This window comes from Candidatus Chordibacter forsetii, from assembly GCF_964187505.1.
Taxonomy (GTDB): Bacteria; Verrucomicrobiota; Verrucomicrobiia; order Opitutales; family Seribacteraceae; genus Chordibacter; species Chordibacter forsetii.
On sequence record NZ_CAXLML010000103.1, the window covers coordinates 15,369 to 28,572 of the forward strand.

The window sequence follows — 13,204 nt, forward strand, 5'->3', positions numbered from 1 at the left end:
TGTGAGGAAGTCAGATCCATTGGAGCAGGACTCGCTTATCCCTGAGGAGACTAAATGGGATTGGCTAACTCCATTATGCTTACTCGGTCTGTGTCTTATGAGTATTATCTTTATTCATTCTGCCCAAGCTTTTGGGGGTGGAAATTATTGGAAAATGCAAATTCTTTGGTCTGTAATTGGATTTTCTCTTTATGCTGTGGTTTCGGTAATTAACTACCAATTGTGGATGAGGTACGCCCATATTTTCTATTTCCTGGTAATTATTGGATTACTTTTGGTTTTTGGTGGCCCAATGATTTATGGTGCACGCAGGTGGATTGACTTCGGATTATTCAAAGTGCAACCGTCTGAAATTGCCAAGTGGTCAACGATGATATTCGGTGCAAGTTTGCTAGCCCGATCTAAAGTCGGAGACATGCAGGATTCCTTAAGAGGGATTCTCAAGGTTGCGGCTTGTTTTGCGTTGCCAATGTTCTTGATCTTTTTACAGCCAGATTTAGGATCTACTTTGGTATTTCCACCAATTGCCTTCTCACTTTTATACGTCGCCCGCATGCCAACTAAGTTTTTTATTTCCACGTTTGTCGTATTCGTGGTGTTGCTTGGTTTGTTAGGCTTCGATTTATTTAACTACTATCAATATAAACTAGAGAATCCCAAACCCTCGGATGCCGTGGTGGCATACGAGGACTCCTCACTCCTTCCACTCAAGGATTATCAACGCAAACGCATTCTTACCTTTGTTGCGCCCGAAGTCGAAGACCCACAAGGTGTGGGTTCGAATTGGAACCGCATCCAAGCCCTTATCGCAGTCGCCACTGGTGGCATCTCCGGCAAAGGTCTCGGGGAAGGGATGCAAGCCAAACTCGGATATTTACCAACTGCGGTGGCCCACAACGATTTCATCTTTGCCGTAATTGCTGAAGAATCAGGATTACTTGGGGGCAGTCTAGCCATCGGGATGTTATCCCTTGTGGTCTTCGGTTGTCTACGGGTAGCGGCTCAAGCCGCAGATCGTTTCGGTTCGATGCTGGCTGTTGGCGTATCCGTCCTCTTGATGACTCATATTTTCATCAATGTCGGAATGACTATTGGAATCACCCCCATAACAGGGCTGCCCTTGCCCTTTCTGAGTTATGGTGGTTCCTTCATGGTCGTTTGTTTCCTTATGCTTGGAATGGTACAAAGTGTATTTCGTTATCGAAAGTCTGTCTTGTGAAACTTGTTAGACCAAATGTACGCGTTGTTCAGATGAGGGTTGGATTCTTCAACACCTCCTATCATGGCCAGAAGAAATAGGCGCAGAGCCTCCTCGAAAAACAGATCAAAACAATCCCCTGAAGACAATTCAGGAGAAAAATTGCCCAAAAACGACTTAAGTGCCGCCCCTTTGGAAAAACCTCCTATCTTAATTGATAAAAAAGAATTGAGAGATGCGGCTCTGGAGAGGGCGAAGAATCGTCCAATCCGGGAACGTATTATGTCATTCTTTCGCCGAGAAAAGAAAGAGGATTATAAAGAAATTATCATTAATACAGAAGCCCTCGAGCGCCGTGTAGCAATGATGGAAAATGGTATCCTTCAAGCATTTGACATCGAAAGGCTTGATAAGGATCGAATGGTAGGGGCAATTTTTAAAGGAAAGGTACAAAACCTCGAAGCCGGTCTTAAAGCGGCATTCGTAAATATTGGCCAAGAAAAAAATGCATTTTTGCATTACTGGGATATGTTACCCGGTGCAAATAACGATCCATCAGTTGAAATCGTTCTTGAAAATAAAAAGAAATCTAGAGGTAAAAACGAGGCAAAGTCCGTCTCGGATATTCCTAGAGTTTTTCCAATTGGCTCGGAAATTGTTGTCCAGATAACTAAGGCACAGATCGGTACTAAGGGACCTCGAACCACCACTAATCTTTCTTTGCCTGGTAGGTTTCTTGTACTCATGCCTTATGCTGGACAATGTGGAATTTCTCGTAAAATAGAAGATAAGGCGGAGCGAAAAAGGCTTAAGCGTATTATTGGTAACCTTTCTCTTAGGGAAGGAATGGGAGTTATTATCCGTACGGTCGGGCAAAATAAACCTGAACGCTTTTTTGTCCGAGATCTTCATATTTTGATGCAGCAATGGGATCAAATTGAATCCAGGATTAAAAATGAGAAGGATCCCTGTATGCTATATGAGGAACCCGACTTGATTGGATTAACGGCTCGTGATTTCCTAACTGACGATGTCGATCGAGTACAGATAGACAACCGTGAGGATTATACGCGCTTAATCGATACAATTCAGAGAATATCTCCAAAGTCCAAAGCAAAAGTTTCGTTATTTGAGGAAGAAATACCTATCTTCCAACGCTTTAATATAGAGCGCCAAATCGAACAAACTTTTATGAGGTGTGTGAAGTTACCATCAGGGGGTGAAATAGTGATGGAGGAAACTGAGGCGCTAGTATCAATTGATATCAATACTGGTAGCCATAAGGGGAACCGTAAGGACGGGAAAAACTTTATTTTACAGGCAAATTTGGAAGCTGCGGCCGAAGTAGCGCGCCAGCTACGACTCAGGAATTTGGGCGGGCTCGTAGTTGTCGATTTTATCGACATGAAAAACCGGAGCGATCAGCGTAAGGTCTTTCAAAAGATGAAAGCCTCGATGTCTGATGACAAAGCCAAGCACAATGTTTTGCCCATTTCAGAGCTCGGAATTTTGCAGATCACGCGACAACGGCATGATGAAAGTAATTCTAGCGGCGTTTACGAACCCTGTCCGTATTGCAAAGGTCGCGGAATTGTTAAATCGCCAAGATCTATAAGTATTGAAATTCAACGACTTGTTTCCAATGCAGTACGCCGAATTAAGGCAGATGGTCATGACTCTTCAACCCTGAAGGTTTTCTTACACCCATCGGTATTGCGTAGATTGCGCGGTCCAGATGCTTCACTCTTATCCAAGTTGGAAAAAAATTATGGTCTACAAATTAGTTTCCAAGGAGAGGAAAGCTACCATATGGAAAATTTCAAAGTGGTGGACGAATCAAATGGAAATGAAATCCGCTAATTTTTAAATAATCAAAAAATGCGAATTTTATCCGCATTTGATAAGTTTAAAGACTCCTTTTCAGCTCAGGATGCATGTGCTTTGGTTAAGGAAGTTGCATCTGATGTTTCTTCCGGTTTAGAAGTCATTTCTTGCCCTTTAACGGATGGAGGTGAAGGTTTCGTTGAGATCTTAACCCCTAAGTACGAGGGTGAGATTATAAAAGTTCGAGCTAAAGATTCTATTGGTGAAGAAAAAATAGTTGAGATTGGGATGGTCTTCATTGAAAGCTTGAATGCTTCAGTTCGTACATTGCTAGATCTTCCTACTTCTGGAAAGTTGGCGGTCTTGGAAATGGCTTCGGTTTGTGGATTGAGCGACCTGCCACCAGAGCAACGAAATCCCTGGCGTACTTCAACGGTAGGCGTGGGTGAACTGCTCTTACATGCCAAAGCCAATGAAGCTGATTGTATCCTTTTGGGAATAGGTGGGAGTTCGACTAACGACGCTGGCATTGGAGCTCTTAGTGCTCTTGGGATGGAGTTTGGGGAAACCAATGGTCAAACGATCAAATTTCCTAGTCCGGATACTTGGTCAAATCTTTCCTTATTTGGTCATTCTGACATTGCCTCTATGCCGCCTATTCGCATTGCTTGCGATGTTGATAACCCCTTGCTCGGTGAAGATGGAGCTACCAAACAATTTGGACTCCAAAAGGGTTTGAAAGTTAACCAGCTCAATAATTTAGAAGCTTCAATGGTTCGAATGCTCGATCAATTAAAGGAATTTTTTCCTCAGGCTGTTCGATTATCTCAAATGGCTGGGGCAGGTGCAGCTGGAGGCATCGGTTTTGGATTGTCACTGATTGGAGATGTCAAACTGGTAGGTGGGTTTGAATTGGTTAGTAAATGGTTAGACCTCGAGAATGAAGTCAGAAAAGCTGATTTAATTTTTACTGGTGAAGGTAAGTTTGATCAAACCTCCTGCCGGGGCAAAGGTCCGTTTCAGATGCTATCACTGGCTAAGATTGCCAATAAAAAAGCGGTATTGTTTTGCGGTTCAATTGATTTGGACTTGGTGGATAATTGTAACAAGAGATTCCCTAATGTATTCTTTGTTCCAATTGCCCAAAAAAATACCTCATTGCTAGATAATCTCAGGGCTGGGCCGGACAATTTAAAGAGTTCCTGTCGTAAAGTCCTTGAAGATCGAAAAAATAATTTGGATTTCAAGCCACCGATTAGTAAAGAGGTCAGGTTTAAAAGAATTCGTAGGGTGAAGAAATTCCTCAAACCTCTTCCACGAAGGTCGAATATTCATCGATACCCTGTTCTTAAATGGTTTGCTGAAACTGCTTATAAAAGATCGTACCTTTGGTCATTTAAAGGCCATTCCATGCAGGCTGCTCTATTTTGGGGGATTTGGATATCAATGCTTCCAATCGTGGGTATCCAAATGATTGTGGTGTTTTTCGTTTCTCTACTTGTTCGGGCAAACCTTCCCTTGATTATTGCCCTGCAGTGGATTTCAAACCCCCTAACCATGGGCCCGATTTATTTTGCTGATTATAAAATAGGAATGATTTTGATCAACTTGATGGGGTTGAAGTATCCGAAGAATAATCTTCTTAGTAGAAACTATGATTGGTCTGAGTTTTCTATGAAAGAGTTGTTGAGGCTATTGGACACTTTTCCTCCTATGTTTTTAGGTGGTTCAGTTTTGGGTATATTTATGGGAGTTTTCGCGGTCTTTCTTTACAAAATTTTCAGCAAGTTCTACAAAAAATAAATGAATAGTGAAATAACTAGATTAAGGGCAAAAAATTTCCGCCGAAACTTTTCACTTTTACAGGTCTGTTTGATCTGCTTAATTTTCGGGCCCTTTACAACTTTTTGCCTGGCTAGTTCAAACATCAGACTCGGTATTGATTATTTGCAGGACCGTGAATTTGATATTTTGCAAAACAAGAGAGTAGGGCTGCTCACTCATCCTGCTGGGGTCAATTCATTAGGGAAAAGTACCGTTTTGACTTTGCACAATACCAGTAAGGTTAATCTTGTTGCCCTGTTTGGTCCGGAACACGGTATTTACGGAGACGAGAAAGCCTCTGTTCCAGTAGATGATAAAATTGATCATAGAACCAATCTGCCTGTCTATTCCCTTTATGGAAAGTTCCGTAAACCAACTTCAAAAATGCTCGGAGGCTTGGATTGTTTAGTGATCGATCTCCAAGATGTCGGGGTTCGTTGTTACACATATATTAGTTGCATGCGTTATGTGATGGAAGCTTGTTTTGAAGAGGGTGTAGAAGTGGTTGTATTGGATAGGCCCAATCCTCTAGGTGGTTTAAAAACCGCCGGTCCAATGATTGATTCAGAATGGATTAGTTATGTCGGAGCCTTTCCTATGCCCTTTGTTCACGGGATGACCATTGCAGAGATTGCACTTTGGTCAAAACAGATACCTGGTGTTTTAAAAATTGAAGATAAGGTAAGAAGGAAAGGAAAACTTACCCTAGTTCCAATGATCGGATGGAAAAGAAATATGACCTGGCCAAGTACGGGATTGGTTTGGCGTCCAACCTCACCAAATATTCCTACTCTTGATTCTGTAGCTGGTTATCCAATGACGGGGCTTGGTGCTCAAATGGGAAAATTCAAACATGGAATTGGTACGAAGTATCCTTTTCGATTACTAACTTTTGACGGGAAATCACCCGAGGAGTTAAAGCGTGCATTGGAAAACCTTAATCTCAAGGGATTGTCATACAAAATTAAACAAACATCCAATGCTTCAGGCAAGTCTGTTAGGGGCGTTTACCTAGTAATTCAAGATTGGTCTGTTTGGCGACCGACTGAGCTTGCCTTTGCTATGATGCAGTTAACTGCCCGTTGGCAAGATCCAAGCCCATTCTCAACCGCCAAGCAATCTGAGATTAATCTCTTTAATAAACATGTTGGTTCCAGTGCTTGGTGGAAACATATTAAAACCAAAGACAGTGAAGTTGACCCTAGGCCTTTTCTACTCAGATGGGACTCTGAGGTTGCCGCCTTTAGCCGCAAGAACAAGTCCTATCTTCTCTACTAAAGAAACAGCCTATTTCCTCAGCGGATTAATTCGTCTTGGGATAGAATTTTAAGCTGATAAGCCCGAAGAGCCTCTTCGGCAGTATCCTCATCTTCCATAGCAACCGCGAGTACAGGTTTACCATTTGGTGGATGCATAAATGAGTATACATAATGAATATTTATTTCAGCTCGGAGTAAGGCTTTGGTCAGACTTTGAAATGAATCCTCTTTCTCTAACTCAACAGCAAGAACCTTTCGTTCGGTAAAGCTTATAGATAAACTTTTAAGTAGTCTGGCTAGATCTTTTGGGTAGTTTGGGATCAAGCGGATAACCGCACTGTCCGTAGTATCAAGGACTGAAATCGCGAGAATATCAATATTCTCGTCTTTAAGCATTGAAATAAAGTCATTTAACCAACCAACTTTGTGCTCGGTGTAGATAACAAATTGCCGAATGGGTTCTTTGCCTGGACTACGCAAGGTTGAGGATCCATCACTTGGTTCGATCATGAAAATTTAAGAAGTTGAGGGTGGAAGGTGTTTTTTGGTTAATGCGAACTTGCGTAGACAAAGGCATCTAGCGTAGGAATAATCTATAACATACATGAGTCGTATCTTACTATACCTTTTACCCGTTTTAATCGCGAATCAAGTACTTTGTGGGAATGAAGGGGCCCGCTGGCTAAAGTCCGACCTCTCTGCTCTGACAGATGCGGCTGATTCTGGTGACGCGTTTGCCCAAGGATTTTTGGCTCTTTGTCATTTGCACGGAGACAAAAATCTTAATGTCTCTTTTCTCGAAGCTAGGTTTTATGCAGAAAATTCCGCCAGTCGTGGACATTGGTTGGGCAATTTTGTACTTGGGTACTTGGCAAGATATAAACCGATGGGACCCAATTCTGAATTAGTTGCTAAATATTTGTTCAAATCATTTCGTGATCCTGATGGAAAATTAATTAAACAGGCAGCGATTGGGGATCCGGTCGCGTTATATGTATTGGCTGAAATTTTTACTGCCGAGGAGGTCCAGACCATTCTCAAGCAAGATATGCAAATGGCAGCTGAATACTATTCGGCTTCAGCTAATTCAGGCTACGCTCCAGCCTGTGTTCAAAGTGCTTTAATCAAACTTCACGATCTATCCAATTCGTTGGTTGGTGATGAGGATGCAACTAGGCAAAGGGGCATAAACTTATTACAACAGGGAATAGACCAAAAATTGCCTGGGGCACATCATTACCTGGGCAGATGCTATTTGGAGGGATTGGGAGTGAAGGAAGACAAGTCTCTTGCCTTAGTTCATTTCCAAGCAGCTGCAGATAGAGGATTTGGGCTCTCCTTATTAATGGTGGCTGATTTTTATGCCTACGGTTTAACTGGTTCATCCAGAGAAGATCTTGCCTATCAATATGCAGAAAAGGCTTTGGAAGTTCACCAAGCTGGGGCTGAGGAAAAGCTCGAGGAATATGAAAAGCTCTTTAATCCAGCTCCCGAGAGGATTGAAACAGAAAATATTGAAAATATTTCCATAAATAAGGAGAATACAGATGATTGGGCCACTCCAGCTGAAACAAAATTGGATTCTGACACAGAGTTTTCGAGTCCCGTTGATAAACCTTTTCGTTTACCCTCGGTATATGGAAAAACCGAGCCTGCTAACACTGACCCTGTGTCGGAACCTATCAAGGAGCCCGCAATAACCCCTCTACCAGGTGAATCTACTCAAAGCCAACCAGCCTTCATGCCCCCAGTTGACCAGATTCGAGAAGATGCTAAAAAGGTGTACTGGGGAAGTTCTAAATCAAAATCTATGGAGGATGCATTTAAATCTTTTGAAAAGTGTGCCAATCTGGGAGATGCGGAGTCTGCAAGGTATCTAGGTATCATGTATTTGCGGGGAAAGGGTATTTCAAAAAATGTAGATGAAGCGTTGAGGTGGCTTGAAGTGGCTGCAAAGCGTGGAGACGATTTGGCTGAGAAGAATTTGCTATCTCTACGAAAAATTATGAAGAAATAACATTTTTTTAGATTATGAATGATAAATTATCTATAATTATTGGAAATAAAAAGTTTTCTGCCTTTGTAGCAGGTTTAGTATTTTTGCTAATTATTCCCCTGGTAATTCAGTTTATTCTGATTGCTCAATCCGATATTGAAGGACATGAAAAAGTTGAAAAGCTTGTCCGTGATCAAGAAAATATTGCCTTAATTTTGATTGGAGTTGGAACCTTTTTAAGTGGGAGAAGAATTATCCTTACTTGGTTGGATGATTCAATCAGCCCACAATCTGAATTACGTGATGAAACGAGTCGGATGTGCGAAATTAACGGATTTTACCTAATTTTACTGGGGAGTTTTATGGAAGTCCTGGACCAGCTCATTTTACATATTGAATCACTAGTCGATATCGGAGTCATTTTGGAATTAACTTTCAATTTCCCATTGGATTTACTCTCCAGTTTCATTCTTGCCCGTCTGTGTTTCAAGATTTTATGTTCCAAGCAAGAACCTGAACAAACCGCTTAGGTTGCTAGCTGCTTCTCGACAAGCATGGTAAAATAAAAAATCTATAATATCAGTATTTTTCAAAAGCCTTAATGATTGATGAGTTTCCTTTTTCTTTTGCCACGATACTTTAGTTTACCATTTCCGAGCTTGATTCTTATGACTCGAAAAGATACTTTATCACCTTCTCGATTTTTAACCTTTATGACATCAGTTTCCCCAACCTTTAATTCCTTAATTCTTCGCTTCATACCTGCGAATAATGAGGATTTATTGAGGACGGGTTGTCAAGATAATCAATCGGAATTGTGTCGTAAAGGCTTAATTATTAAGCCTAATAGGAGAGATGGCAGAGTGGTCGAATGCGCTGGTTTGCTAAACCGGTGAGGAACTAATCGTTCCTCCACGGGTTCGAATCCCGTTCTCTCCGCCATTTTAACCTCTTTATTGTGCAACGGATAAGCCTTTTAAGTTTTTTACTCTTAATGATTGTCTTCGTTGGGTGCAATCGCACTGCTTTGAGAAGTAGTCCAAGTGGAATTGGTTCAAATTCAACCGCCTCTTCTTTCTACAAGAAGTCAAATTTAGAATATTTGACTTTGGGGAGAAACGGAATTGAGGTGGAAGACTTGATGGGGCAACCAGAAGGAAGAACCCTTGGACAAAAATCGGATTATTTGTGGGACTATCGTAGACCTGTAAAAGATGAAGAAACTGGAGAGATTTTTGATTGGAGTTTGATTACCTTTCATTTTTCTCAAGGTATATGCTCATCTATAGATATCACCCTAGCCCACCCTCCGCCTCAACTTCTTGAGGAGGGAAATACATTCAGTAAAGACAACGGTATTATACGACTGCCCTAAGTCGTTTGTTTTGAATTAAAAACTCTAGTTCGCAGCTAAACGAACGATCGAAATGCCACTGGCATTTGGATTAGTCTCAATCTTTTTGCCAAATTTGTCCTTAATTAATAATTTATCGCCTGATGAGCAGGTGATAGTTAGGTCACCGCTGTGGGAGATCGTAGATGTTTCTCCAGGTTTCATTTTTAACCATTGTAATTCCGCACCTTTGTCATCTTGAACTAATGCCCAAAGGTCTGCTCTTGCCTCTAGAGTAAACCTTGCAGAGTTAGTTTCTTGTCCCTGTCTTGGATAGGGTTGGGATTGAAGAGTAGGTTTTTCATATATCCGTTGCCTGGGAGGACCTGCAGGGGGAGGGGTGTAAAAGGATTGGTTTTCAGAAGAAACTGACTTCTGGTAGTTAGTCGGTTCACTGTAAGGCGGTATGTAGGTGGAGTTGCTCGGCTGACCACCATATACTTGAGAGGACTGGTACCTTTCTTGAGGAACCGGGAAACTAGGGTAGGGAGGAGGGGCGTTAGGTATAGATGTTACTGAAGATTTACGGCAACTCGTAAAAAATAAGATGATCCCTAAAAAAGTAATTCCGATAAGTCGTAGGTCATGCATGTAATAAAATAGTCAGAAACATAGTATGCTATAGTTGCTAAGCATGATTGCGCTTGGAGCAACCGTAAACTTAAAATCAATGATATTCGTGGCGAAAAGAAAAATAATAATCATTTTTTTCGGTTTTTTAGTATCATAATAATTTTTCATACGAATAGTTGTTTAAATAGATTTTTTGATTGATTTAAAGTGTTGCAAAAGAACTCATAATTAGGTTGAACTATTCGCGAACGTAATTGTTCACTTAGACTCCTTCGGTTTGGGCAAGACCGGGGGAGTTTTTTGTTTATAAAGTCCATTCATGAAAATATTAGAGTTTAACAATAGTTAAATTTAGTTCATTGATCAGAATCATGAAAAAGTTTTTAAATGTATTTACTATTTTGTCTTTTATTTCAATCTTTCCAGCAAGTTCACTTGAGAGTATTGCCCAATCCAAGCCGAATAAAAGGCCCCCTTCTTTGCCGGTTAATATTCCACCACCACCTAATTTTTCTGGTAGTTCTACAAAAAATGGAAAGTTTCAAATTGTCAGTGCAGAGTATTATTCTCAGGACTCTAAACCTTTCCTTTACAAAAGATTAGTCAAACTTGACACCTCAACCGGAGAGGCTTGGGTCCTGCATTCTGTACAAAAGAATGGAACCGAAACTCGAAGATGGATTCCTTTGGAAAAGAAATAATTTCTTTAATGTGGTTAGCTGTCCTGCCAACTAACTTACGAGAGACGGCTTAAATTTTTTTTTCAGCTTTTTGCAGCCTGGTCTCCAAACCAGACAATCGATTAATGATCTTTTTGTTTTTTAAAGAGAAGTAACCAATTAATAGCAATATACCAATCAAGACGACTAGGGTCTGCCCAATTGGGAATCCCTCCCATTTGTGATTCCATGCTAGATAAGCTGAGCTCGCGCCTAGAGTAATAAATGATAAAGCAGCACCCAAGTTGATGATTATCCCCGTTATTCCTTTGGGACATTCCCTGCCTAAAAGCTCGCGACTATTCAGCATGAGAAGAAAAGAAAGCAGGGCATACGGAAGGATTGCGAGACTAAAGAAGTAAGTAGGGTCTGCTACCCAAGAATCTTGGTTTGACCAGACGAATGGACCTACCGAAGCAAGAGCTAAGAGTAGAGAGCCAGATTGAAAGGGAGCACCTTTGTGCGGTTTTCCCAAAACCTCGCAAACTAAGTGGCCATTAAGCACCATTAAAACCACAATTGTAGAAAAAGAGATTAGAATAACCGAAACTCCAAGCAAATATTTTAGAGATTCATTTCCTCCCTGACTAAAGGACAGAATCCATTGTTTAATATTTGAACTGATAACAAGTTTAGCGAGTCTTTGATCTGCTAGAGAGAGGTCATTTATTTTTTCTTCCTGTTGGAATGGTGCCAATGCATTATATTCATGTTTTCCAATCTCGTTGCTGACGCGAAGAGCTAAAAGATCATGAACCTGACCAGAGCTTTCTTTTTCCACGAATAGAGAGTTTTTTTCAATGGATTCAATCGGTTCATCAATCAATCTTTGATGTGCAACCGCTGAAAGTAGAGTTATGCAGGATGAACAAAGAAGAAATGGAATAAACAGCCCTGAGAAGAGGTTGAATTTAGCAAATTCATTATGCCCTCTTTTCCACCCCCTTCCCAACAATAATAGAGGGAGTCCAAAGAGCAGGTTGATACCAAGCGTCGATGAAAAAGTGATCAAAGTCAGTTCCTTTTGTCTTACTACGAGTTGTTCCTCCCAAAAAGAACGAAAGTCCCCTGTTTTTTCTAACAAGGGATGGTAAGAACTACTAACTTCATTGAAATGAGTGGGGGATGGAATAAATCCACTCAAGATATTGGTAATCGAAATATCAGACTTGGGCAGGGCAATGATCACAGAGGTAAGCAAGCAAGCGAATAGCGACAAAAGTATCAATCTCAGGGTCCATTGAAAGAGTTTGGACCTAAGTCCGGACCTCTCATACCAAAAGGAAAGAAATATAGATAGGCCTAGCATGATCACTGCCACGCCAATCTTTCCAGCTTTGCTACCTAAGACGGGAAACAAGAGAGAACCTGTAATTTCAGCCCCAAATTTAAATTGGGGCATGCACCATGCAAAGTTTGTGAGCATGGCGGCACCAGCTAGCCACCAACTTAGGCTCGGATTCCATTCATTTTTGAGCAATGTAAATAAGCTCTGTTGAGAATTTAGGGTGATATGGCTCACGGCCCATAAAGAAAACATTCCCAGCAACATTGCCCATGCCTGGACCCACAGGCCTTCTGTTCCAAGTCTCTGCCCAAGTCCCAAGGAGCCTATAAGTGAACCTGCACTCAGTGCTGCAAGTGCAAGCCACATTCCCGGTCCATTAATTTTTGTGAAGGTCAAATACTTGGAGAATGTACCTTGTGAGTTACCCTTCTCTAGTACTCTTGCTTCTTTAATGGGATCGGACACAGCTGGACAATTTTAGAGGACGTAAAGTTTGACGGGTTTTGAATAAAGCAGGGGAAGGTTATTTAACCTCCATGCTTCCTCGCATCATCGCAAAATGCCCAGGGAAAGTACATACATATTCGTAGTCCCCTGCAATTGTAGGTGCCGTAAAAGATATGGTCTCTGATTCCCCTGGTCCGAGCAGTTTAGTATGTGCTAAAACATCACCTAGGAGGGATTTTGGGAGTGGATTGGTTGCACTTCCTCCAGATGCTAAAACTTTTTGACCAAACGCGATTGCATCCGCCCCTTTTTTTAATAATACCCAATTATGACCCATAGCGATTTTGGGGATGGACCCGACATTATTTAGGGTTAGTCGAATTGATTCGCCCGGCTTGGCCTGAAAAGCTTTTATATCAAATTGCATGGCGTCATTTCCGGAAATAATCACTTCTTTTACCGGTTCAGGCTTAGCAGCGAGTGATAGTGAGAAGGTGAAGAAAAGAATGGATAGAATTCGACTCATGGCGTTAGGGTTGGTTAGGGGATTGCTTTTTCTAAAGGGTTAGACCTTAGTCATCGGTGCGTAGCGGTAATAGACTTCCAGCATCAAAATAGTCATGGTCGTTCTGTACAAGTCTGAATCTCCGTGAAAGTGAGATCCATGGGGCCAATGGCCATCA

General features: G+C 41.4%; 12 protein-coding genes and 1 tRNA gene. 9 read left to right on the forward strand and 4 right to left on the reverse strand.

Going from position 1 to position 13,204, the window contains the following annotated elements; all coding sequences use genetic code 11:
* Position 1: 1 nt before the first annotated feature.
* The 4 genes from ACKPQ4_RS04855 (at position 2) to ACKPQ4_RS04870 (ending at position 6,124) form a co-directional block, all read left to right on the forward strand.
* A complete protein-coding gene (locus tag ACKPQ4_RS04855; RefSeq protein ID WP_407680082.1) occupies positions 2-1,219 on the forward strand; it encodes an FtsW/RodA/SpoVE family cell cycle protein in 1,218 nt (405 codons plus the stop codon).
* Positions 1,220-1,282: 63 nt separating this feature from the next.
* The gene (locus ACKPQ4_RS04860) at positions 1,283-3,058 is read left to right on the forward strand and encodes an Rne/Rng family ribonuclease (RefSeq protein WP_407680083.1); all 1,776 of its coding nucleotides are present in this window, start codon (positions 1,283-1,285) and stop codon (positions 3,056-3,058) included.
* Positions 3,059-3,076: 18 nt separating this feature from the next.
* Positions 3,077-4,825 carry a glycerate kinase gene (locus ACKPQ4_RS04865; RefSeq protein WP_407680084.1) on the forward strand — a complete coding sequence of 583 codons (1,749 nt, stop codon included), beginning with the start codon at positions 3,077-3,079 and terminating at the stop codon, positions 4,823-4,825.
* Positions 4,826-6,124 carry a DUF1343 domain-containing protein gene (locus ACKPQ4_RS04870; RefSeq protein WP_407680085.1) on the forward strand — a complete coding sequence of 433 codons (1,299 nt, stop codon included), beginning with the start codon at positions 4,826-4,828 and terminating at the stop codon, positions 6,122-6,124.
* Between the two features lie 17 nt (positions 6,125-6,141).
* Here the strand turns inward: ACKPQ4_RS04870 and ACKPQ4_RS04875 are convergent, their stop codons facing one another.
* Complete coding sequence (locus tag ACKPQ4_RS04875) at positions 6,142-6,615, reverse strand: hypothetical protein (RefSeq protein ID WP_407680086.1); 474 nt, start codon at positions 6,613-6,615, stop codon at positions 6,142-6,144.
* Between the two features lie 94 nt (positions 6,616-6,709).
* Here ACKPQ4_RS04875 and ACKPQ4_RS04880 point away from each other — a divergent pair, with 94 nt between their 5' ends.
* The 4 genes from ACKPQ4_RS04880 (at position 6,710) to ACKPQ4_RS04895 (ending at position 9,476) form a co-directional block, all read left to right on the forward strand.
* Positions 6,710-8,122, forward strand: a complete 1,413-nt coding sequence (locus ACKPQ4_RS04880; protein WP_407680087.1) for an SEL1-like repeat protein — start codon at positions 6,710-6,712, stop codon at positions 8,120-8,122.
* Positions 8,123-8,136: 14 nt separating this feature from the next.
* Entirely contained in the window at positions 8,137-8,631 is a 495-nt protein-coding gene (locus ACKPQ4_RS04885) for a hypothetical protein (RefSeq protein ID WP_407680088.1), read from the forward strand.
* A gap of 319 nt (positions 8,632-8,950) precedes the next feature.
* A tRNA-Ser gene (locus ACKPQ4_RS04890) sits at positions 8,951-9,043 on the forward strand.
* 85 nt (positions 9,044-9,128) lie between these two features.
* Positions 9,129-9,476: a hypothetical protein gene (locus tag ACKPQ4_RS04895; RefSeq protein WP_407680089.1), complete on the forward strand. Its 348-nt coding sequence runs from the start codon at positions 9,129-9,131 to the stop codon at positions 9,474-9,476.
* Positions 9,477-9,500: 24 nt separating this feature from the next.
* Here ACKPQ4_RS04895 and ACKPQ4_RS04900 read toward each other — a convergent pair whose 3' ends face one another.
* The gene (locus ACKPQ4_RS04900; protein WP_407680090.1) at positions 9,501-10,085 is read right to left on the reverse strand and encodes a hypothetical protein; all 585 of its coding nucleotides are present in this window, start codon (positions 10,083-10,085) and stop codon (positions 9,501-9,503) included.
* A 353-nt stretch (positions 10,086-10,438) separates the two neighbouring features.
* On the opposite strand from ACKPQ4_RS04900, the gene ACKPQ4_RS04905 reads away from it, so the two are divergent.
* Positions 10,439-10,768, forward strand: a complete 330-nt coding sequence (locus tag ACKPQ4_RS04905; RefSeq protein ID WP_407680091.1) for a hypothetical protein — start codon at positions 10,439-10,441, stop codon at positions 10,766-10,768.
* Between the two features lie 49 nt (positions 10,769-10,817).
* On the opposite strand, the gene ACKPQ4_RS04910 is transcribed toward ACKPQ4_RS04905, so the two are convergent.
* Both ACKPQ4_RS04910 and ACKPQ4_RS04915 read right to left on the reverse strand, forming a co-directional pair.
* Positions 10,818-12,539, reverse strand: coding sequence for a hypothetical protein (locus ACKPQ4_RS04910; protein WP_407680092.1), 1,722 nt, complete (start codon positions 12,537-12,539; stop codon positions 10,818-10,820).
* A 58-nt stretch (positions 12,540-12,597) separates the two neighbouring features.
* The gene (locus ACKPQ4_RS04915; protein WP_407680093.1) at positions 12,598-13,047 is read right to left on the reverse strand and encodes a plastocyanin/azurin family copper-binding protein; all 450 of its coding nucleotides are present in this window, start codon (positions 13,045-13,047) and stop codon (positions 12,598-12,600) included.
* Between the last annotated feature and the right edge of the window lie 157 nt (positions 13,048-13,204).